Source organism: Neobacillus sp. GCM10027624 (assembly GCF_042675345.1).
GTDB classification, from domain to species: domain Bacteria; phylum Bacillota; class Bacilli; order Bacillales; family Cytobacillaceae; genus Neobacillus; species Neobacillus cucumis_D.
In genome coordinates this window covers 31,872-53,909 of sequence record NZ_JBHTHD010000023.1, presented here as the reverse complement: position 1 = coordinate 53,909, position 22,038 = coordinate 31,872, and the positions used below count along the sequence as shown (strand labels likewise).

The following is a 22,038-nucleotide window of genomic DNA, read 5'->3' as shown; positions in this document are numbered from 1 at the left end:
TACGAATGAATAAAAATGATTTCACAAACAACCCATACTTATTGCTGACTCCGGGTCCTTTAACGACTACGGATACTGTAAAACTTGCAATGATGAAGGACTGGTGTACATGGGATGATGACTATAACAATATTGTCCAAGATATCCGAAAAAGGCTTGTCGGGCTTGCAACTGAATCAATTGATCAGTACTCAGCTGTATTAATGCAGGGAAGCGGTACCTTTAGCGTAGAATCCGTCATTGGTACTGTTTTACCGCAGGATGGAAAATTATTGGTGATTGCAAACGGAGTCTATGGAAGCCGAATCGTTAAAATCGCTAAAACGCTTGGGATAAATACTGTCGTTTTAGAAAGCGGTGAGGTGGAGGCTCTTGATTTAAATCGTTTAACGAATGAGTTGGAAAATGATTCGAAGATTTCCCATGTGGCGATCGTTCATTGCGAAACCACAACAGGCATGCTGAATCCAATTGAAAAAGTAAGTGAAATTGTTAAACGATACAACCGCGTGTTTATTGTCGATGCGATGAGCAGCTTCGGCGGTGTTGAAATGGATATCGCCTCGCTAAACATTGATTACCTCATCAGCAGTGCCAATAAATGTATTGAAGGTGTCCCTGGATTCGGGTTTGCGATTGTCAAAAAGGCTGAATTTGAGAAGTGTAAAAATAATGCCAGGTCTGTTTCTTTAGATTTATATGATCAGTGGAAAACGATGGAGGAACAAAATGGGAAGTGGCGCTTTACTTCGCCGACGCATGTTGTTCGTGCCTTTGCTCAAGCCTTAAAAGAGTTAGAGGTTGAAGGCGGAATTAAGAATAGAGCAAGCAGGTATAAGACCAATCAAATGGTTCTCTCCGAAGGAATGAAAAAGCTTCAGTTTGAGCCAATCCTTCCTGAGGAATTGCAATCCCCAATCATTACGTCATTTTATTATCCGGAGTCTGAAAAGTTCGACTTTAAAGTGTTCTATCAAAGGTTAAAAGAAAAAGGATTCGTTATTTATCCTGGAAAGGTTTCAGCTTTAGATACCTTCCGGATTGGGAATATCGGAAACGTTCATCAGAAGGATATTGAGGGTTTATTACAAGCAATCGAACAAAGCAGCTTTTGGCTCGACGCTGTTTCTAAGAATTAATCACCCAAAATCGATCTGTTTTCTCACTATAATTTTGTTTTAGCAAAATAAATAATCAAAATAATTCTATCTTTTTCCAATGTTATAGTAAAATTATAGTGGATATTTATATCGTGGGGTGAATGAGTTGTCATTAGCAGGGGAAGAAAGAAAAAGGAAAATACTTGAACTCCTTGAGATAAGCGGGAAAGTTAAAGTTAATGAATTGGCAGAAATATTAGAGGTTTCAACTGAAACCATTCGTAAATATTTAGATGAACTGCAGCAGGAAGAAAAATTAAAAAAGGTTTATGGCGGGGCAATCAATATATCCTTTTTTAATGAGGAGCCTCCAACAGTAGAAAGAGAGGTGATCCACTCTGAAGCCAAACAACGAATCGGAGAGTACGCGGCAAGCCTAATTAATGATAATGATGTCATTGCGATTGATGACGGAAGCACGCCGCTGCAGCTCGTTAAAAACTTGCATAAAAAGCGAAATTTAACGATTTTTACTACCTCAATTTCGGCTCTATCGGTGTTAATCGACTTGCACCAGCAAAATATTTTCACAGGGAAGATTATTATGCTTGGCGGGGAGATAAACACCACCCATCATCGTGTAACGGGAAGTTTTACGATTGAAATGCTGGAAAATCTTTATGTGGATAAATATTTTATTTCGGCTGACGGTATAACAAAGGAAGCAGGAATAACGAGCTTTGATTCTTCCAAAGGAATGGTGACGAGAAAACTAATCGATCATTCGAATAAACAAATTGTTCTGATTGACTACTCCAAAGTCGGGAAACGCACCCACTATAAGATGGCTGACTTGCAGGATATCGATATCATCGTTTCCGATAAAGAACATCCGGAAGATTGGGAATATTTATTAAAGGAAAATGATGTAAAATGGCTGGTTGCCGACAAAAAATAAATCCTATCTTAGACTCTCTAAACAATGGGCAAACGAGCTCCATGAGTAAAGGAGGATATGTATGGAGCATTTGGGAGTCTTATATGAAGAGCATTTCTTGAAAAATATCGAAATTTATCTTCGCTTAGTCATCAGTGCGCTCCTTGGGATGTTTATTGGCTGGGACCGAAGTGCCAAAAATAAGCCCGCCGGTTTAAAAACCTTTACCTATGTTTCCGTTTCGTGCACGCTCATTACGCTCGTTTCCATTTATAGTGCGGAGATTTTTGGCAGTTCTAATCCCAATAACCGTATGGATCCTATGAGACTAACAGCGCAGATTGTTTCCGGGCTTGGCTTTTTGGGGGCTGGCTTGATTTTAAAGGATGGTTTACAGGTTAAAGGGTTAACATCTGCGGCGATGATTTTTTTTGCAGGCGGCGTTGGGATTGGCATAGGAGCTGGTTTTTATGGCTTGGTTTTTGCTTCGGTCCTAATTACTTTTATCCTAGCAAAAATAAGCCAGGTAATTGAACACCGTCATCTTATGACATTGGAAAAAGAAGAGGAAAAACACGGCTTCCATCGAAGTTCAGGATAAAAGTAACGGCAGATTCTAGATTGCTAGAATCTGCCGTTTTTCTATTGTAGGAAACCAACTTGGAAATACAAACTAAAACCAACTAAAATGAATCAAAAAAATTTAAAAAATAACAACTAAAACCAAGACAATCCAATTAATTTGTGATACAATCAAATCAACTCAAGAGTTGAGTGAATATTTTTAATCTTCAGGAGGCGGAAGAATGAAGGTTTTTTGTTTAGGTGGAGCAGGGAGAATTTGTCGGGAAGCCGTTTTAGATCTTGTCGAGCATTCTGATTTTGATGTCATTACCATAGGTGATTTTAATGAGGAGTTGGGCCTTGAATTAGTAAATGAACTGAATGATCCCCGTGTAAATTTTGTGAAGGTAAATGTATTTAACCATGAGGAAACAGTCAAACAATTGAAAGGCTACGATATTGTCATGGATGGAACAACGATCACCCTAAACGGCCTTTCTACTGCCTGTATTGCAGAAGCCGGCTGCCATGGGATCAATTTAAACGGCTTTGGAGCAGAAGATGAATTTACCGATATCTTCAAGAAACATAATCGAACCGCGCTTCCCGGTTTTGGAATGACTCCGGGTGTTACACAAATGATGGCAATGCACGCTGCCAACCAATTAGATGAGGTAGAAACAGTACGAGTAAGCCACGGCTCTTTCCGGCCAATTGCATTTTCAAAATCGATTACCGAAACCACCACCTACGAATACGACCCAGACCTTCCTGGACGAATCGTTTTTGAAAAAGGCGAATTCGTTCAAGTCCCTCCTTTTGCAAGACCAAGAAAAATTCAGCTCCCAGAGCCTTATGGCGAAACCATTCAATACATTATTCCGCATTCAGAAACTCGTACCCTGGCAAAAGCGCTTGCGAATAAAGGTGTACAGCTGATTGAAGTGCGGGGAACCTGGCCAAAACAGAACATGCAATTAGTTCGTGCCCTCTATGATTATGGAATCATGCGCAACCCAAAGGTTGAAATTAACGGTCAAGAGGTTGGTGTAATGGATGTAATAGGTGAGTATCTCCTTCAATCAAAAGAAGGCCAAGAAACAGAGTTGTACGGATATTCGCTGCATATTGAAGTCGTTGGGAAAAAGGCTGGAATACGGAAACGCCATATTTTATACCATACGCATCCTGCCAGTGATGGAACTGTTAAAGGATGGGAAAAATTACGCGCTTATACCCGAAATGTTGGGATTCCGATGGCAATTGCAACTGAGTTGATTGCCAAAGGATTAGTTAAAAAAACGGGCGTGTTAATTCCGGAAGAGGCATTTGAGCCAACCGTCATTTTTGAAGAACTGAAAAAACGCGGCATCCATATTCACGAAGAAATTGAAGTAGTGAATGAAAGAGTCGAAGAAGAAACAACAATCCAAGCATAACAATCTATAACTACTGACAAGGCAGGTATTACATAAAAATAATTTTAAATGCCTGCCTTTAATAAAAAACTACCAACCAATAATTTTTATTTTTCCTTTTGCACATCTATGTGACGAAGACGATTGTATTGGTTGTTGATAAAGGAGGTTCGTCTTTTGAGTAATTCATCTCCCCAGATTGAAGCAGTTATCTTTGATTGGGCAGGAACAACAGTGGACTATGGCTGCTTTGCGCCATTGAATGTATTTTTAGAGATTTTTAGAAAAAGAGGAATCGAAGTAACGGATGAGGAAGCACGGGCACCAATGGGGCTTTTAAAATGGGATCATATTCGCGCCATGTGCGATATGGACCGGATTGCCCAATCGTGGAACGTAAAATTCGGCAGAATACCAACGGATAAGGATGTCGATGATTTATATGCCGATTTTGAACCAATGCTGTTCTCAAGCCTCCGCAATTATTGCACACCAATCCCAGGGGCACTGGATTTAGTCGGAAGACTAAGACAGAAGGGAATAAAAATTGGGTCGACTACCGGTTATACATCGGAAATGATGGCGGTTGTTGCCCCTGAAGCAAAGAAAAAAGGATATGCTCCAGATTACCTGTTTACACCTGATGATGCACCGGCAGGGCGCCCGTATCCATGGATGTGTTACTTAAATGCTATGAATTTAGGGGTATTCCCAATGAAACATATTATCAAGGTTGGAGATACGGTTAGTGATATTAAAGAAGGCGTCAATTCCGGGGCTTGGAGCGTTGGTGTGATTAAAGGCGGAAGTGAACTAGGTTTAAAGGAAGAAGAAGTCAATTCAATGGATCCGGATTTATTGGCAGATAAGATGGAAGTTGTGGCGAAGCGTTTTAAAGACGCAGGTGCTCATTATGTGATTGATAGTATTGGTGAATTAGATAAACTCATTCCGAAAATTAATCTGCGACTGGCAAATGGTGAGGATTAAGTGAAGTTTTTAAATTAGAGGCCTTTGGTGGAATGATTCTATAAAAAGCCAAAAGGTGAAGAGGTGAATGGATTGCAAAAACATGCCTATGCACTGGGGATGATCGAAACAATAGGCTTTCCGGCACTGATTGCTGCGGCAGATGCTGCTTCAAAGGCAGCGGATGTGAGGGTTGTCACCTACCAGGGAGCAGATTCGGGTATAGTGACTATTTACATCATCGGCGATGTCGCAAGCGTAAAATCAGCTGTCGAGGTTGGGACAGAAGCTGCCAAAAGGGTTGGTCAATTACGTCATTCTCATGTCATTGCCAGACCGGATGATCATATCATTCAAATGCTTTTTCCGGCGCTGTTAAAGAAAGCCGAGGATAAAACGGAACCGTCAGAATTTAAAGAAGTAAAAATTAAAGAACAAGAAAAACCAAAGGAATGGACTAAAAGTAGTCTTCAAGAGCTAAGAGAACTTGCTAATTCATACGAAGGTTTTCCTTTATCGCCCCAAGAAATTTCTTCGGCTAAAAAAGAGGATTTAGTAAAACAGATTAGCAGGTTCCTAGCTGAGAAAGGTGGCGATAATTGATGTCCTTGGATCAGGATCTGGAATCGATGCAAGAGGGAAGACGAAATCTCGAGCAAGCAAAACAAGCACAAAAAACGCTTGGCGCTTTGACACAGGACCAAGTGGATCAAATTGTCTACAGTATGGCCCAAGCGGCTATCAGGGAAGCAGGCAGGCTTGCGGCATTCGCGGTGGAAGAAACAGGGTATGGGAATGTCGAAGATAAACGGGCCAAAAATCTTTTTGCCGCGAATGGTGTGTATGATTCGATAAAAGATAAGAAAACAGTGGGGATCATCTCTCGTGATGAGGAGAAGCAGGTTTGGGAGGTGGCTGAACCAGTGGGCACGATTGCAGCGGTTATTCCTTCGACAAACCCAACTTCAACAGTGATTTTTAAAGCTTTGATTGCAATGAAATCAAGAAATGCCATCGTTTTTAGCCCGCATCCCTCTGCAGCAAAATGCACGAATGAAGCTGTTAAGGTGATGAAGGAGGCTGCTGTGGCAGCAGGTGCACCAGATGGAGCCATTTCCTGTATTTCAAAGCCGACGCTTGCTTCGGCCCAGGAAGTGATGAATCATAAACTGACTGATTTGATTTTAGCGACTGGTGGTCCGGGTATGGTAAAGGCAGCCCATAGCTCAGGAAATCCGGCATATGGAGTTGGACCCGGGAATGTACCAGTGTATATCCACTCAAGTGCAAATATTGGGAAAGCAGTCAGTCAAATCGTTCAGAGTAAAACCTTTGATTATGGAACAATCTGCGCCTCCGAACAAGCACTAGTGGTGGACGGGTCCGTTAAACGAAAGGTTAAAGCAGCTCTAGAGCAAGAAGGAGCTTATTTCCTTGATGACTATGAAAAGAAGAAATTAGAAGAGATTATTTTAAAGAATGGGAGTCTGAATCCGGCATTGGTCGGAAAATCTCCGCAAGTCTTGGCACAATTGGCGGGAATTCTCGTTTCTCAGGATACAAGATTGCTAGTGGCGGAAGAGACAAACGTTGGCATAGCCTATCCATTTTCTCTTGAAAAGCTTTCCCCAATTCTTGCTTTTTATACGGTTGAAGGCTGTTCCGAGGCGAGGATTGTGTGTAACGAATTATTGGAACTTGGTGGTTTGGGGCATACCATTGGGATTCATAGTGAAGATAAACAAGTCATTGAAAGCTTTGGTCTTTCACAAAGGGTTTCGCGGGTTGTCGTGAATTCAGGGACGACATTTGGTGGAATCGGTGCGTCAACCGGTATTTCACCATCGATGACACTTGGCTGTGGTACCTACGGAAACAATATTTCGTCTGACAATATTGGTCCGGAGCATTTATTGATTACAAAACGGATCGCTTTTGGCATCAGGGAGATGAAAAATGAAGCACCAGCAGTGACTTCAGGTTCACAGCTAACAGTTTCAAACAATGAAACGCTTATTTCTAAAGCTGAGGTTATGGAAATTGTAAAGAGTATTTTAAAAGAATTAAATTTTAAATGAGGAGGAATAAACAATGAGTGGAGAAGCATTAGGAATGATTGAAACAAAGGGTTTGGTTGGGGCTGTTGAGGCAGCTGATGCGATGGCAAAAGCAGCAAATGTAAGATTAATAGGAAAGGTTCATGCCGGCGGCGGGCTAGTGACCGTAATGGTTCGCGGAGATGTCGGAGCTGTAAAAGCTTCCGTAGATGCCGGGGCTGCAGCTGCAGAAAGTGTAGGAGAATTGATTTCTGTCCATGTTATTCCGCGCCCGCATTCAGATATTGAGTTGATTCTTCCGAAATTGGAAGGATAGACCATGACGATCATTACGGAATCCAAACTAAGAGCCATGCTGAAAAATGGGATTCCTAATCCTTTCACCCTTGATGAGGGGGAAAAGCTTACCCCTTCTGCAAGGGATTTTCTTCGCGAAAGACGGATTGTTGTAAAGCAACAGCACATGATTAAAAAGGCAGCGTCTGTTAATGAAATCGCTGAAATCCATTTAATTCCTGTAGGTGTATCTAACCGGCATGTCCATTTAACATTGGCAGATGTGGAGACCCTATTTGGAAACGGTTATTTGTTAACACCGTTTCGGGAATTATCACAGCCGGGTCAATTTGCTGCCGTCGAGCAGGTGACCTTACTGGGGCCAAAGGGGATTATCCAAAATGTAAGAATTCTCGGACCTGCCAGGGGAGAAACACAGGTGGAAATTTCCATTACGGATGGATTTCAATTAGGAGTCCATCCCCCTGTCCGTTTATCCGGTTCGATTGAAGGCACACCCGGACTGACCCTCGTTGGTCCAAAAGGGTGTGTGGTGATGGAAAAAGGAGTAATTATTGCGAAACGCCACGTTCATCTTTCGCCTAATGATGCAAAAGAACTCAATGTGGAGCAGGGGGATCGACTATTCCTCGAAACCGTCGGGGACCGGCGGATTATTTTTTCAGATGTGGTTGTCCGTGTGAATCCTTCTTATCATAAGGATTTCCATGTAGACCTCGACGAGGGGAATGCTGCGGGATTAAAAACGGGTGACCTTGTTAAAATCATTGGAAAAAATGATCAGTTTTATTGGCAAGGGAGGTGAGGAGCATCGATATTCGAGCGATGATTGAGTCGGTTGTGAAGGAAGTTGTCCAATCAATGAAAGTTGAAAAGGAAAAAGAGCAGATTGGGAAAGTGTTATTCGTTTTTTGTGATAGTTCGGCACATGAGCCGTTTGCTGATCAGTTTATTAAATTAAAGAACAATAAAATCGGGTATGACTTGTTATTTTTAGATGGTGAAACTTCTTCCTGGCTGGGGATGCAGCGAATTGAGTCAAGCGGTTCTGAAAGAATGATCGCGGCCGATGAATATTCGCCTGCTGCGATCGAACTGCCGAAGGAATACGATGGGATCGTCATTCCGGAAATTGATTTGGATAATGCAGCGAGAATCGTAACAGGCTTAAAAGGTACTATTAAGGCTGAATTGATTTTTTCGGCGATTATCCTGGAAAAGTTTCTAATTGTCGGGTGTGAAACTCCTGGAATTATGAGAGCCGACCGCCGCTGTTTAAAAGTACTTTCTTTACCAGGACCTTACCGGAAACGGTTTGATTCCTATGTGGATGGGATGAAGGAGCTAGGTATTGAGTTTTTGCCGCAAATGGAGTTAGCAGATGCAGTAATTGAAAAATTCAGTAATCGGCTGGCAAAGATGCCAGCTGCTAAAACGGAAGAAATAAATCATGCAGATGATGGAGGTTTGACCTTCAAGAAAAAACTTCTCACCCCCGAATGGATTAAGGCCCAGCAGGAATTTCCGAATCATACCCTTACCCTACCAAAAGGCGTTATTATTTCCCCTTTAGCAAAGGATTTGTTAAAAGAGAAAAAATTGACAATCAAGTATATCGGTAAAGGATGATGTAGAGTGCGGCTAGCGAGGGTGGAAGGAAGTATCTGGGCGATTCAAAAGGAAAAGGGAATGGAAAACATCAAACTTCTCATTGTTCAGCCTATTAATGTGGAAAAACAACCTGAGGGAAATGTCATCATTGCGATGGACCGAATTGGTGCCGGAATTGGTGAATTTGTCATCATCACTCAGGGAACGCCCGCACAAAAATTGATGGGCGAAAAGTGCGCCCCCATTGATGCAGCAATTGTGGGAATTGTCGATTCCTTAGAAGTGCCTGTGAACTAATCAGTTCTTTTAAACTCAATTTTTTTAAAATGGGAGTCTTTTAAAAAATGGGGTGGCAAATATGAGAAACCTTGATTCTGAGCTATTAAGAACGGAAGGAGATATTAATTTATCTCAAAATCGTAAAGAATGGCAGGAGCGCCATCTAAGTAAAGAAGCCTTTCAACTTTTAGAAGAAGATTCCGAATATTATCTGCATCAGTCGCTTTCCACCCCATGCTTAAATGTGGTTGAAAAAAGCTATGGGATTTACCTTGAAGATATTGATGGAAGAAAATATATGGATTTCCATGGGAACAGCGTTCACCAGGTTGGCTATGGAAATGAGTACGTGATCAAGGCGGTAAAGGATCAGTTGGATGTTCTGCCTTTTTCCCCGCGCCGTTATACGAATAAAACAGCGATTCAATTGTCGAAACAACTGGTGGAACTTGCTCCGGGAAAATTGAATAAAGTACTTTTAGCGCCAAGCGGAGCTGCTGCCGTAAGTATGGCCTTGAAGCTCGTCCGTAAGGCAACAGGAAAGTTTAAAACCATTTCAATGTGGGATTCCTTTCATGGAGCTAGTTTGGATGCGATATCCGTCGGCGGCGAAGCTATTTTTCGCAATGGAATGGGTCCGCTTATGCCAGGAACCCTCCAGGTGATGCCTTATAATTCCTATAGATGTTTTTTCGGGGATTGTAATGCCAGCCATGAGAAGGGTCTGGATTATCTTGAGTATGTTTTGGAGCGGGAAGGGGATGTAGGTGCAATTATCCTTGAACCGATCAGGTGCACAGATGTACAAATACCACCGAAGGCATATCATCAACGATTAAGACAAATTTGTGATACCCACGGAGTATTGTTGATTTACGACGAAATACCAACGGCACTGGGCCGAACAGGGAAAATGTTTGCCTTTGAAAATTTTGGGGTCCTTCCAGATATTGTCCTGCTTGGCAAAGGCCTTGGGGGCGGTGTATTTCCGATGGCGGCGATGCTCGCCCGCGAGGATTTAGATGTTGCCGGGGATATTGCTTTAGGACACTTTACACATGAAAAAAGCTCCCTTGGCTGTGCGGCCGCACTCGCCACCCTCCGATATATTGAGGAATTCCATTTGCTAGAGCGAGCAAACTCCTTAGGTGAATATATGAAAACTCGATTGCTAGAAATGCAAAACCGAATTGAACTGATTGGGGATGTCCGCGGAATCGGTCTGCTATATGGGGTGGAACTGGTTCTTGACCGTAAGACAAAAGCAAAGGCCATTTCCGAAGCCGAACAAATCATGTATAAATGCATGGAAAAGGGATTAAGCTTTAAGGTATCACAGGGGAATGTATTAACCCTTGCCCCGCCATTAACTATTAACGAAAAAGAATTAGAAGTGGCAATGGATATACTTGAGAAGTCTTTTTAATGGTGATACTACCCGAATTTTACCTAAAAAAGTTGCTGCATTCCCTATCTGGCGGGCAGCAACTTTTTTATTTGAAAATGGTGGCGGCCATGTATAAAATTATTTTTTTAGTATGGAAATGGTAATAGCTCTAGTTTATGATTAAAGAAGAATACATAAAGTTTGGGTGAATACATTTGATTCTATTGGACTACATTGTAAATCTTTCTATTTTTTCACTCATGGTCAGTACGCCTTTGGTCATTCGTTCATTTAGTAGTCATCGATCCCTAAAACAGTTAAGAGTTTGGGTAGGGGTATATGCAGGGATCGTTTCCATACTATTGGTAGCATTATCAATCCACCAGCAAGGATATTCCTATGATATTCGGTATGCCCCGGTTATTTTAGTTTTTGCCTATCTTGGACCTGTAGCCGGCACCATCACAGGCAGCTTCGCCCTGATTGCCAGATTGTTTTCTAGTGGACACTGGACACCGGCTATTATTGGCTGGATCCTAATTATGATAAGCTTCATCATCATCCATTTTTTGACAAAGCGTTACATGCCTGTAAAAAAATGCCTTTATCTATTTGTTACCTACGTTGCCATTTATATTGTCACTGTGCCGATTATCTATAATGTTTTCAGACATGAACCTATTTTTCACTTCCAATACCTGCTTTTTGTCTTATTGGGGGTCATTCTTGGGGCATTATTGATTGAGTCATATGAACGGCTCCACCGGATTATTATCGAAAAAAAGCAAATGGAGAAAACCTTAGCTGAGAGTGAATCAAATTATCGATTAATAGCAGAAAATACTTCTGACCTCATTATGGTGATGAAACGCGACCATTCCGTTCAATATTTTTCACCTTCTCATGAACATGTTTTGGGATATAATGGGGTTAAGTTGGAAAAATTTGAATTATGTAAGTTCATTCACCCTGATGATGTAGGGATGTTTAGAGAAACGATTGAGTGGATGTTTGAAAATAAAGAATCCGTTTCGATGGAGTTCCGCTTTCATCATAAGGACGGTTATTGGGTTCAGTTTGAATCCCGATGTATGCCGGTAGAATGTGAAAATAATTCTGTCGAACATATTGTGATCATAAGCAGGGATATATCTGAACGTAAAAAGTCAGAAGAAATTCTCCTTCAATCTGAAAAGCTTTCCATTGTAGGGGAATTAGCTGCCGGAGTGGCACACGAAATCCGAAATCCATTAACAACAATTAAAGGCTTTATACAGCTATATAAAAAGGAAAATGGTCCAATTGAATATAATGAACTGCTTCTCAGTGAATTAGAGCGAATTGAAACGATTACAAGCGAACTGCTTTCGTTGGGAAAACCGCAGGCCATCCAACTTAAGAAAACGGATTTACGGGACTTGGTTGAAAGTATTCTTGAGCTTTTAGCACCGCAGGCGTTAATGAATAATATTCAATTAAAATTAACGTTCGAAAATCCAGATTTTCTGATCATTTGTGAGAGAAATCAATTAAAACAGGTATTTTTGAATCTCTTAAAAAATGCCTTTGAAGCAATGCCGGAAGGCGGGGAAATCCATGTTCACTTAAGAAATGGCATCGACGGAACGGTGGTTATTTCCGTTCGCGACGAGGGCTGCGGGATTCCTGAAGAACTGCTGCCGCGCTTAGGTGAGCCTTTTTACACATTAAAAGAAAAAGGGACTGGGCTTGGTTTAATGATCTGTCACAAGCTCATTAAGCAGCATCATGGCAGAATACATTATCAAAGTAAAATAGGAGAAGGTACACTGATCGAAATCACTTTGCCTTTAGCTAGCTAATGGAACAATACTGGGAAGTAAATCTCATAAATTTTAAGTTTAACCAAAATCATTTATATAAAAGCCAGGAATCCTCCTGGCTCTATTTTTGTCCAAAATATGGTATAATTTTCTGAAAAGGGAGGAGAGAGTGTGGAAGAAAAGGTTATTAAAGCGGTTCAAGATGAATATCCGGATGATTTTGCCTGGTGTTATGGGTGTGGCCGTTTAAATGAGGAAGGTCACCATTTTCGCACTGGTTGGCAGGGAGACCAGACGGTAACGATTTATACACCTGAAGCAGCCCACTTGGCTCTGCCAGGATTTGTTTATGGAGGGATTATTGCTTCTTTGATTGATTGCCATGGGACAGGTTCGGCTGCACTAGCACTACATCGAAAAAATGGTCATGAGGCTGGAGACGGGGTTGAGCCGCCTCGTTTTGTAACCGCTTCCTTAAAGGTGGATTTCTTAAAGCCAACTCCGCATGGTATCCCGTTAAAAGCAGTCGGAACAGTTACAGAAATTCATCCGAAGAAGTGGAAAGTGGATGCAGAGGTCTTTGCAAATGATGAACTTTGTGCACGCGGTGAAGTTGTCGCAGTTGTTATGCCATGTACGTTTATATCCAAATAGTTTCAATAAAAAAGCAGTGAACTTCAATTAAGCTGAAATTCACTGCTTTCTTATCGGCAGAGGTGTCCACCCCATATGGACAAAAGAAGCAAAAAGTCCACGGGCGGTGCCTGTCACTTAAACCGTCACCCAAAATGGGCAATAAGCTTCTCCAGTTGCTGAAGTTCTTTTTGGGCAAAGGGTGATATTTCTGTTGTTAGGGCTGAGAGGGTACTCTCAATTAAATGTTTGCGTGGTGCTCTTATTTGCAGGAGTTCATCTTGAATAAAGTCCAATAATTCAAGATGTTTTTCTTGATCCCCTTCATTTGGGCAGTTTTTCGTAATCATTTTCTTTAAAGCAGAACTTAATTGAAGCAGTTGGTCTTTTAGCTCCTGTCCATTTTTTTTACATTCCGGAATCCATTTTGCCAAAAGTTCCGGACTAATTAAATAATCTCCAGATTCCACGACCTCACCAACTATGCCTACCATCCGCTCAACACTATATCGGACAACCCGGCTGAAATCGGTATTCGCTCCATTAGCAAGGTGGTCGAAGTGGATGTTTTGCTGCAGAATCCCCATGAACATGATGGCACAATCCATTAAATAAGCCTTTTTATCCTCACCAAATAAGTCAATAAATCGGTTATAGAGCCAGCGGAGCATGAAAAATTGTCCTCTTTTGAGAAATTCCTTCATTTCCGCATCATTCGAGAATAATACCTCCTCAAAAAGGGTAAAAAGCCGATTCTTTTTATTTGACCTCATTTGTATTTCCATTTGTTTAATAAATATTTCGATATCAGCTGGGTCTTGTCCGATTAGTAACTCATTCCGCTCCCTGTCCATGTTTTTAAAGATGGACTTAAAAATGGCGATTAATAATTCGTTTTTCGAAGAAAAATAATTATAGAAGGTCCCTTTCGAAATTCCGCTAAAATCCAAAATATCCTGAATAGATGTTGCTTGGAATCCCTTCTCAATAAATAATTGATGTGCTTTTTCAATCACGTGCTGCTTTCGATCTTTCATCTATATCACCTTAAATTTGAATTATACCTCTTGTATAAATCTATAGTACCTTATTTTCATTGTTAAAACAAACCCAATAAAAAACATGAAATTTTCTTGTTGCAAAAATTGAACTGCTGGTATATGATATTGTCTATGTGAAATAGCAGTACAAAAAAATGAACTGTTAGTTTATAGGGGGTATTACAATGGATAATTCTGTTAAAACAATAGATCGGCCACCGTGGGGGATTCTAGCAATTCTAATGATTGGCGCTTTTATTTCCATGCTAAACGAAACATTATTAAATGTCGCTTTACCATCCATAATGAAAGACCTTGATGTTTCTGCATCAACTGTTCAATGGCTTTCAACCGGATATATGCTTGTAAATGGAGTCATGATTCCTGCTACAGCCTTTTTAATCCAAAAGTATACAGCAAGACGTTTATTTTTAACAGCCATGAGTTTATTTTTAATTGGTACCATTCTTGCTGGTTTTGCAACTTCCTTTCCTATTTTACTCGTGGCAAGGATGATTCAAGCCTCTGGCTCTGCGATCATGATGCCTTTATTAATGAATGTCATGCTAACAAGCTTTCCTCCTGAAAAAAGAGGGGCTGCGATGGGGCTTTTCGGCTTAGTCTTCATTTTCGCACCTGCAGTTGGGCCTACCTTATCAGGCTGGTTAATTGAACACTTTGATTGGAGAATGCTCTTCCATTTTGTTACACCGATTGCAGCAATTGTTCTTGTGATTGCAATCTTTTTGCTTAAAGATAAAAAGAAAGATGTCGAAATCCGTCTTGATTTTCTATCCTTTTTATTATCAAGTATTGGTTTTGGCGGTTTATTGTACGGTTTTAGTTCCGCAGGGAATAAAGGCTGGGACAGTCCGCAGGTTTATATAACGATTATTGTTGGGGCAGTCGCAATAGTCCTATTCATTTGGCGTCAATTAAAGCTTGAAGTACCAATGCTTAATTTCCGAATTTACAAATATCCAATGTTCACATTATCATCGGCGATTTCGATCGTCATAACGATGGCAATGTTTTCTGCGATGTTGCTTTTACCAATCTATGTTCAATCGATTCGCGGTATTTCGCCAATCAAGTCTGGATTACTCATGCTGCCTGGTTCTATTTTAATGGGGATCATGTCACCGATTACTGGTAAATTATTTGATAAATATGGCGGCCGTTTATTAGCCATTACTGGTTTATCGATTACGATTATCACAAGTTACTTCTTAAGCACCTTAACACTTCATACTACTTACACGGAATTAATCCTAATTTACTCAGCGCGGATGTTCGGAATGTCGATGGTTATGATGCCGGTTATGACAAATGGTTTAAACCAATTGCCTGCCCATCAATATCCTCATGGAACAGCAATGAACAGTACTCTGCAGCAAGTTTCAGGTGCAATTGGCTCGGCATTATTGGTTACCATCATGTCTAATCGTACAAAAACGCATGCAACAGACTTAGCAGCTTCAGCGATGAAGCATTTGACTGGAAAACCAACTCCTGAGGCATTAGCTGAAATGAAACACCAAATTGCCATGAAAGCGATGCTTGAAGGAATTAATGATTCTTTCTTAGTATCAGTTGGAATTGCTAGTATCGCGCTAATTCTTGCTTTCTTTATTAAAAGGGTTAAACCAGCAGGTAACCCACATGAGGGAGCACCCGATAAAAAAGTTGTTACGAAATTAGCTGAAAATTAATTCGAAGGTAAACAGGGAGCAGCGAGATTGAATCGTTGCTCCTTTGTTTTGTTATTTAAAAGTTGCTATCAAACGATGATTATTGGGATAATATAGTACAGTTAAGAGATTTAGGAGGAATACGATGTCAAATCAACAATTTTTAGAAGATGCTTTTATTGAACGCTGTGACAAGGAAACAGAAGAATTGATTGCTAAAGAAACAGATTCATTTTTAAGCCAGCCCCTTGATCACTTGAAAAAACATAAGAAGGAATTTTTATTCTTAGAGTCCAAACAGTTTGAGGCAATACATGTCGATGCTGTTTCTTTAGAGGTGGATGATGTTTTTGGTACATATGATGTAATGTTAGGCCTTAAACTTCAAAAGAAATTTGGTAATGTGTTAAAAGAAGAGTTAAATCAAAATTTAAAAGGCAGTGAGGCTAAGTTTGATTTATTGTTCAGCAATGAGGACGGGCTGTGGGATTTAAATTTTGCTTTGAATTATGTGGATGGGTTTAGAGAAGATTTATCCATTGGAGAAGCTTTTGAACTTATACATCAATTTTTAGTGAAATTGGTTGAAAAAGTCAAATAGGCGTTTGTATCTAATTTTAAAAATTTGTAGAAACAATGAGAGGTGAAACCGTGCGAGTTATATCCATATGCCCCAGTAACACAGAATTGATGGAATATCTAGGATTAACACATCTTCTAGTGGGAGTTGATGATTTTTCTGATTGGCCGGCTCAGATTGTAAATCTTCCGAGATTAGGCCCGGATTTATCAATTAACATGGATTTGGTCGAAGAGTTGAAACCGGATATGGTTTTAGCTTCTTTAAGTGTGCCTGGGATGGAAAAAAACGTGGAGGCACTTGTTGAAAGAGGAATCCCCTATATTGTGTTAAATCCACAGTCCTTATCCGATATTGAAGAAGATTTGGTAAAAACGGCTGAGGTTCTTAAGCAGCGAGAACGCGGGATCGATGCAGCCAAGGAATTTCGATCTAGAATAGAAAAGGTAAAAGAAAGAGGGAAGACGATTCAACATCGGCCAGCGCTTTATTGGGAATGGTGGCCAAAACCGATTTTTACCCCGGGAAAAATCAATTGGCTGACCGAGATTTCAGAAATAGCCGGAGCAAGAAACATTTTTGCAGATGTTGAACTTGCTAGCGTTCAGACTGATTGGGAGGATGTTTTATCTCGAAAGCCTAATTTTATCTGCCTTGCCTGGGTCGGTGTTCGAAAGGCGAAGGTGCAGAAAAGTGTGGTTATGAAACGTCCAGGCTATGAAAAGCTAGATTATAAGAATGAGAGCCAAATTCTGATTTTGGAAGAAGAATTGTACTGCCGACCATCACCTCGTTTATTGGAGGGCCTTGAAAAACTTTATAGTATCATTCATTCATAAAAATAAGTCTTTGCGCAAAAGCGCAAAGACTTATTTTTTAAGTAAGGCCTTCATCCTGAATGGAATATGGGGAACCAGATGAAGTATGTTCATTTACCCAGCCAAGAGACATCTCGGAAACAGCTGCCCAATTAGGGATTTCATTACTATGCTGTTCGACCCAGCTCATGCAGAACTGTGGATCTATATTATAATCTAAGCACTGAGATAAAAACGATTGAATGGTCGTTTCGGTGCAGTTTTGCCATGAACCACATGTATTGAGCCAAACATTTTCCATTTTCGTTTGTAATGAAAGCTCATTTATAAAATCGCTGAATTGATTTTCGTAAGTCATTTTGAACCTCCTTGTCATAAATTTCGTATTTTTTCACAAAGATACTTCATAAGTATGTCCAAGGAAAATTGAAAAAATCACGGGCGTTTATTATTTATATTCAAAAGGAAAATGGATGGCGAATCAAAATTGTAAGTAAAAAGTCTGACAAAGCTTAAGTTGTGATTAGCTGAATAATAACGAAAAAAACACACGGGTTAAAATAACCTATGTGTCTCTTTTTATGTTTATTTTTTAAATTGTGATATTATTCTACATAAAAGTGATAGGGAAAGGATGAAATAAATTGTCATTTGAAAGTGTGAAGGCTCATTTTAAACAATGGAATCGTGAGCAAGATATTATGGAATTCGCGACCTCTAGCGCAACAGTAGAGTTGGCCGCAGAAGCCATTGGTGTAATTCCCGCTCGAATTGCCAAGACATTATCCTTTAGGGGCGAAGAGGAAAAAGCAATTTTAATCGTCGCAGCAGGAGACGCAAAAATTGATAATAAAAAATTTCGCCAAACATTTGGCTTCAAAGCACGGATGCTAAATCCCGACGAAGTGCTTGAACAAACGGGGCATGCGATTGGCGGGGTATGCCCTTTTGGATTAGCAAAGGATTTGGATGTGTACTTGGATGTTTCAATGAAACGGTTTGATACCCTGTTTCCGGCCTGCGGCAGCTCTAACTCGGCCATCGAATTGACCCTCGATGAATTATCCCAATATTCCTTTGCAAAGGACTGGGTAGATGTTTGTAAAGGATGGCAGGAAGCAGAGCTCGAAGAAAAAGTTATTCAACATCATAAATAAGCAGTGAAAATAAGTAGTCGTCTTTTCAAACGACTGCTTATTTTTATGCAGATTTTGTCAATCTTCTGATAACAAAGGGATTCTATTATTTTTGTACTATAATAGAAAAGTAATCTCAATGCTTATTCGAGAAAGTTGGCTTGTGATGAAATCAAATTTGAAATTATTAATTGAATTATTTTGGATCTTTTTTAAGATTGCCCCTGTGACCTTTGGCGGCGGTTATGCAATGATCCCATTAATTGAACGGCAATTTGTTCATAAAAAACAATGGCTGAACATGAAAGACGTTTCCGATATTTTCGCCTTATCCGGGACAGCGCCGGGGGCGATTGCCGTGAATTGTGCCACCTTTATTGGTTATCGATTTGGAGGTTTTTGGGGAGCCATTGCAGCTTTGGCGGGTATTCTATTTCCAACTGTTTTAATTGTATGTTTTCTCAGCATATTTTTTATTTTATTTAAGGATAATTCATATTTTGAGGCAGCATTCCTTGGGATTCGTGCTGCTGTAGTCGCTTTAATCCTTTATGCGGCCATCGAAATATCAAAAACAGCTTTATTGGATAAATCAACCTCTATCCTCTGTGCAGGCATGGTTGTGATGATGCTAGTTTTCCATTTACACCCCGTTATCGCGATTTTTTTAGGAGCATTATTCGGAATTATGATCGTCAAAGTGAAAAAATGGTTAGGAATCGCTGTTCGATTAGAAAAACTACAGGATCCTCAAAAGGGTAAAAAAGCAGGGTAGGAGGGAAAGGTGTGTTACTGCAATTATTTTTATTATTTTTCTTGATTGGTGCCGTTTCTTTTGGCGGCGGATATGCGATGATCCCCGTTATTGAACGGGAAGTGACACAGCGCGGCTGGCTGACCACCTCTGAATTTACCGATTTTGTTGGTTTATCCGGTATGGCTCCCGGTTCCATTGCCTCAAATAGTGCGACAACCGTAGGGTATCATATAGGAGGGATTTACGGTGCGCTGATTTCTTCTCTGGCGATTACCCTTCCATCGTTAATTTTCATTCTTGTGATGGCTAAAAATTATGAAAAAGTGAAAGATCTTCAACTCATTACTTCAGCCTTTTATGGGCTGCGTCCGATTGTTACCAGTTTAATTATTTATGCAGCCATCAATTTTGCGCTGTCAAATGGGGTTATTGCCTTTGATTTTTCAACAAAAATGGTGCGAATGTTCATCATTTTTACGGTATCCTTATGTTCACTCCTATTTTTAAAACTCCATCCGACGATCGTGATTATCGCAGCAGGCATCCTCGGAATGTTCGTATTTAGATAATAATTTATAAGGAAGGATTTAATGAATTCAATCATTACATTAATAAAAGAATGGCAGCAAGCACTGCAGAATGAAATCAATTATTTAAAAAAATTTGGCAGTAATAAGCATATTGTTTCAAATGGTCGTTTTTTAACAAATGACCATTCGTTTACCTATTATTTTGATACCGCAGCCCCTTTAAAAATTCCAGTCGGGTCTACGATAAGACTAGAGTGGGGCGGGCTAAAACAAAACGGGCGGATTTTATCATCAGAGGGCAGAGGAATCATCATCGCCCTAGAGCAATCATGGGGAGATTTGATTCCGGAGGCTTTTTTATTTCATGATCCGTGGGAACTATTGGAACATCTTATCCAACGCTTGGATGAGATAAAAAAAAGCAAGCAAAAACGCCTTAGAGTAAAAAGGTTAATGGACCCTTCCATGCCTGCTAAGCATCCTCTCGATAAAATTAAAAGCAATGTCCACGAATTGGTATTAAGGTCAAAATACAATCCTGTCACATTTGTCTGGGGACCGCCTGGAACAGGGAAAACCTACACGCTTGCTAGGGTGGCAGCAAATAAATATTTTCAGAAAAGAAGAGTTTTGATCCTTTCTCATAGCAATCAAGCTGTGAATGTATTAATTAGTGAAATTTCTCATTTTATCAACAAAAAGCAGCGTTTTCAGGAGGGAGAGGTTCTTCGCTACGGGTTTCATTCCGGTGAAGGTTTGCCTAACGGGGAAGCTCTGACCACAAGCCAGTTAATTGAAAAGCAGGATCCGGGACTTGCCGAAAATAAAAACATCTTGTTGGAAGAACGGAGGATGTTGAAACAAGATTTAGCTCGATCCTTTAGCAAAAGGGACTCCAATCAGCTTTTAGAGCTTGAAACCAAGATTGCCAAGGTATTAGAGAAGATTCGCCAAAAAGAATTGCAGTTTGTTAAGGATGCACTTATAGTCGGGACAACGCTTGCGAAAGCCGCTAGTGATGCTTCTATTTATGAAAAGGATTTTGATGTGGTTATTTTGGACGAAGCAAGTATGGCCTATGTTCCACAAGCAGCTTTTGCTGCAACCCTCGGTAAACGAATCATTATTTGCGGTGATTTTAAACAATTGCCGCCGATTGCTTCAAGCCGTGATGCTTTAGTGGCGGAATGGCTGAGGGAGGATGTGTTTCATCGTGCCGGTGTTGTGGAATGGGTGAATAAAGGAGAGCTCCACCCTCATTTATTTTTATTAAAAGAACAAAGAAGAATGCATCCGGAAATTTCTGCGTTCACAAATCGCTTTATTTATCAGTCGCTGGTCAGTGACCATGTGAGCGTTCATGGCAGCCGCAGCCAAATCGTTGAAAAAGCACCGTTCCCACAAAAAGCATCCGTCATGGTAGACACAAGCTATACTGGAGCCTATTGTATGACAGAGCGGACCTCCAATTCGCGCATGAATGTTTGGCAGCTTTTGCTTTCCTTCCAATTGATTCACGAATCCTATTTAGCCGGAGCAAAATCAATTGGTTATGTGACTCCTTATCGTGCTCAAGCAAATTTAATGGAGCTTTTACTGAATGAATTGTTTCAAAATGAACGGATGTCTGCTGATATAATCGCTGCTACCGTCCATCGGTTTCAAGGTAGCGAGCGGGATGTAATGGTATTTGATACCGTTGACGGCTGGCCTCTGGAACGGGCTGGAATGCTGTTAACTGGCAAGGATAGTGAACGCCTCATCAATGTTGCGATTACAAGAACAAAAGGAAAATTCATCCATGTCGGTAATCAGACATTTATCCGCCAACATATTTATCAGGGAAAAACCTTAAGGCAGCTTGTCGACTATCAGGGGAAAAAAAATCAAATGGTAACGCAAAAAGAAATTGGGAACTGGATTCAGCATCAGCTTCCCCGATTGCGGTGGGTACATGCATTAAAACTGGAGAAGATTTTTCGGGATCTTGATAGAACAAAAAGCTCGATTGTTTTATCGCTGCCGGATCATACCGTTCTTCCTGAACATTGGAAGAAAAAATTAATGAACCGTAATAAACATGTGAAATTGACGATTCTTTCTTCCAGTCAATGGACAAATCTTCAACCGAATGAATGGATTTCGAACAGTCCAACCTTCCCTTTTTTGATGATGGACGAACGTATTCTATGGCTTGGAGTACCATTTGAAGGAGCCAATGAGGTGCGGCCGCCTTTTGTTGCTGCACGAGTGGATTCCGAAAAATTAGCAAATTATTTACTGGATCAATTTCAAATTCATTTGTAGGATTAAAAAGAACTTTTTTGAATAAGTGCTCTTAGATGAAAAGAGCACTTATTTTTTGATACTTTTTTAGATAGTGTCGAAATATTTATTGCTCAATAGTAGAGATTTATAAAAGTATTCGTGAT

23 protein-coding genes are annotated in these 22,038 nt (G+C 40.4%); 21 read left to right on the top strand and 2 right to left on the bottom strand.

Annotated features, from left to right (window positions below; all coding sequences use genetic code 11):
* The first annotated feature begins 5 nt into the window (after positions 1 to 5).
* The 14 genes from phnW (at position 6) to ACFQZ9_RS27125 (ending at position 13,075) form a co-directional block, all read left to right on the top strand.
* Positions 6 to 1,139 carry a 2-aminoethylphosphonate--pyruvate transaminase gene (phnW, locus tag ACFQZ9_RS27190; RefSeq protein ID WP_498946502.1) on the top strand — a complete coding sequence of 378 codons (1,134 nt, stop codon included), beginning with the start codon at positions 6 to 8 and terminating at the stop codon, positions 1,137 to 1,139.
* Between the two features lie 127 nt (positions 1,140 to 1,266).
* Positions 1,267 to 2,058, top strand: coding sequence for a DeoR/GlpR family DNA-binding transcription regulator (locus ACFQZ9_RS27185; protein WP_498946501.1), 792 nt, complete (start codon positions 1,267 to 1,269; stop codon positions 2,056 to 2,058).
* A 61-nt stretch (positions 2,059 to 2,119) separates the two neighbouring features.
* Positions 2,120 to 2,638, top strand: coding sequence for an MgtC/SapB family protein (locus tag ACFQZ9_RS27180; RefSeq protein WP_498946500.1), 519 nt, complete (start codon positions 2,120 to 2,122; stop codon positions 2,636 to 2,638).
* Positions 2,639 to 2,843: 205 nt separating this feature from the next.
* On the top strand, positions 2,844 to 4,040 hold the full coding sequence (locus tag ACFQZ9_RS27175) for a saccharopine dehydrogenase family protein (protein WP_498946499.1): 1,197 nt from the start codon (positions 2,844 to 2,846) through the stop codon (positions 4,038 to 4,040).
* 156 nt (positions 4,041 to 4,196) lie between these two features.
* Entirely contained in the window at positions 4,197 to 5,009 is an 813-nt protein-coding gene (gene phnX, locus ACFQZ9_RS27170; protein WP_498946498.1) for a phosphonoacetaldehyde hydrolase, read from the top strand.
* A 72-nt stretch (positions 5,010 to 5,081) separates the two neighbouring features.
* The gene (locus ACFQZ9_RS27165; RefSeq protein ID WP_498946497.1) at positions 5,082 to 5,591 is read left to right on the top strand and encodes a BMC domain-containing protein; all 510 of its coding nucleotides are present in this window, start codon (positions 5,082 to 5,084) and stop codon (positions 5,589 to 5,591) included.
* Complete coding sequence (locus ACFQZ9_RS27160) at positions 5,591 to 7,066, top strand: aldehyde dehydrogenase family protein (protein ID WP_498946496.1); 1,476 nt, start codon at positions 5,591 to 5,593, stop codon at positions 7,064 to 7,066. Before ACFQZ9_RS27165 ends, ACFQZ9_RS27160 begins: the two co-directional genes overlap by 1 nt.
* Before the next feature lie 13 nt (positions 7,067 to 7,079).
* Positions 7,080 to 7,361 carry a BMC domain-containing protein gene (locus ACFQZ9_RS27155; protein WP_071355009.1) on the top strand — a complete coding sequence of 94 codons (282 nt, stop codon included), beginning with the start codon at positions 7,080 to 7,082 and terminating at the stop codon, positions 7,359 to 7,361.
* 3 nt (positions 7,362 to 7,364) lie between these two features.
* On the top strand, positions 7,365 to 8,147 hold the full coding sequence (gene pduL, locus ACFQZ9_RS27150; protein ID WP_498946495.1) for a phosphate propanoyltransferase: 783 nt from the start codon (positions 7,365 to 7,367) through the stop codon (positions 8,145 to 8,147).
* Positions 8,144 to 8,971 (top strand): hypothetical protein, encoded by an 828-nt coding sequence (locus tag ACFQZ9_RS27145; RefSeq protein WP_498946494.1) that lies wholly within the window; start codon positions 8,144 to 8,146, stop codon positions 8,969 to 8,971. The genes pduL and ACFQZ9_RS27145 overlap by 4 nt, the downstream gene beginning before the upstream one ends.
* A 6-nt stretch (positions 8,972 to 8,977) precedes the next feature.
* Positions 8,978 to 9,250 (top strand): EutN/CcmL family microcompartment protein, encoded by a 273-nt coding sequence (locus tag ACFQZ9_RS27140; RefSeq protein WP_498946493.1) that lies wholly within the window; start codon positions 8,978 to 8,980, stop codon positions 9,248 to 9,250.
* Between the two features lie 61 nt (positions 9,251 to 9,311).
* Positions 9,312 to 10,658, top strand: coding sequence for an aspartate aminotransferase family protein (gene pbfA, locus ACFQZ9_RS27135; protein WP_498946492.1), 1,347 nt, complete (start codon positions 9,312 to 9,314; stop codon positions 10,656 to 10,658).
* A gap of 176 nt (positions 10,659 to 10,834) precedes the next feature.
* A complete protein-coding gene (locus ACFQZ9_RS27130; RefSeq protein WP_498946491.1) occupies positions 10,835 to 12,460 on the top strand; it encodes an ATP-binding protein in 1,626 nt (541 codons plus the stop codon).
* A 132-nt stretch (positions 12,461 to 12,592) separates the two neighbouring features.
* Positions 12,593 to 13,075: a PaaI family thioesterase gene (locus tag ACFQZ9_RS27125; protein ID WP_498946490.1), complete on the top strand. Its 483-nt coding sequence runs from the start codon at positions 12,593 to 12,595 to the stop codon at positions 13,073 to 13,075.
* Between the two features lie 125 nt (positions 13,076 to 13,200).
* On the opposite strand, the gene ACFQZ9_RS27120 is transcribed toward ACFQZ9_RS27125, so the two are convergent.
* The gene (locus ACFQZ9_RS27120) at positions 13,201 to 14,091 is read right to left on the bottom strand and encodes a TetR/AcrR family transcriptional regulator (RefSeq protein WP_498946489.1); all 891 of its coding nucleotides are present in this window, start codon (positions 14,089 to 14,091) and stop codon (positions 13,201 to 13,203) included.
* Positions 14,092 to 14,279: 188 nt separating this feature from the next.
* Here ACFQZ9_RS27120 and ACFQZ9_RS27115 point away from each other — a divergent pair, with 188 nt between their 5' ends.
* The 3 genes from ACFQZ9_RS27115 (at position 14,280) to ACFQZ9_RS27105 (ending at position 17,204) form a co-directional block, all read left to right on the top strand.
* On the top strand, positions 14,280 to 15,806 hold the full coding sequence (locus ACFQZ9_RS27115) for an efflux MFS transporter permease (protein WP_498946488.1): 1,527 nt from the start codon (positions 14,280 to 14,282) through the stop codon (positions 15,804 to 15,806).
* Positions 15,807 to 15,930: 124 nt separating this feature from the next.
* Entirely contained in the window at positions 15,931 to 16,386 is a 456-nt protein-coding gene (locus tag ACFQZ9_RS27110) for a branched-chain amino acid aminotransferase (protein ID WP_198311668.1), read from the top strand.
* Positions 16,387 to 16,436: 50 nt separating this feature from the next.
* Positions 16,437 to 17,204 carry a cobalamin-binding protein gene (locus ACFQZ9_RS27105; protein ID WP_498946487.1) on the top strand — a complete coding sequence of 256 codons (768 nt, stop codon included), beginning with the start codon at positions 16,437 to 16,439 and terminating at the stop codon, positions 17,202 to 17,204.
* A 37-nt stretch (positions 17,205 to 17,241) separates the two neighbouring features.
* Here the strand turns inward: ACFQZ9_RS27105 and ACFQZ9_RS27100 are convergent, their stop codons facing one another.
* Positions 17,242 to 17,541: a hypothetical protein gene (locus ACFQZ9_RS27100; RefSeq protein ID WP_498946486.1), complete on the bottom strand. Its 300-nt coding sequence runs from the start codon at positions 17,539 to 17,541 to the stop codon at positions 17,242 to 17,244.
* A 286-nt stretch (positions 17,542 to 17,827) separates the two neighbouring features.
* Here ACFQZ9_RS27100 and ACFQZ9_RS27095 point away from each other — a divergent pair, with 286 nt between their 5' ends.
* The 4 genes from ACFQZ9_RS27095 (at position 17,828) to ACFQZ9_RS27080 (ending at position 21,913) form a co-directional block, all read left to right on the top strand.
* The gene (locus tag ACFQZ9_RS27095) at positions 17,828 to 18,340 is read left to right on the top strand and encodes a YbaK/EbsC family protein (protein WP_498946485.1); all 513 of its coding nucleotides are present in this window, start codon (positions 17,828 to 17,830) and stop codon (positions 18,338 to 18,340) included.
* 145 nt (positions 18,341 to 18,485) lie between these two features.
* Positions 18,486 to 19,094, top strand: a complete 609-nt coding sequence (locus tag ACFQZ9_RS27090) for a chromate transporter (protein WP_498946484.1) — start codon at positions 18,486 to 18,488, stop codon at positions 19,092 to 19,094.
* Between the two features lie 11 nt (positions 19,095 to 19,105).
* On the top strand, positions 19,106 to 19,645 hold the full coding sequence (locus tag ACFQZ9_RS27085; RefSeq protein ID WP_498946483.1) for a chromate transporter: 540 nt from the start codon (positions 19,106 to 19,108) through the stop codon (positions 19,643 to 19,645).
* 21 nt (positions 19,646 to 19,666) lie between these two features.
* Complete coding sequence (locus ACFQZ9_RS27080; protein WP_498946482.1) at positions 19,667 to 21,913, top strand: AAA domain-containing protein; 2,247 nt, start codon at positions 19,667 to 19,669, stop codon at positions 21,911 to 21,913.
* Positions 21,914 to 22,038 lie beyond the last annotated feature (125 nt).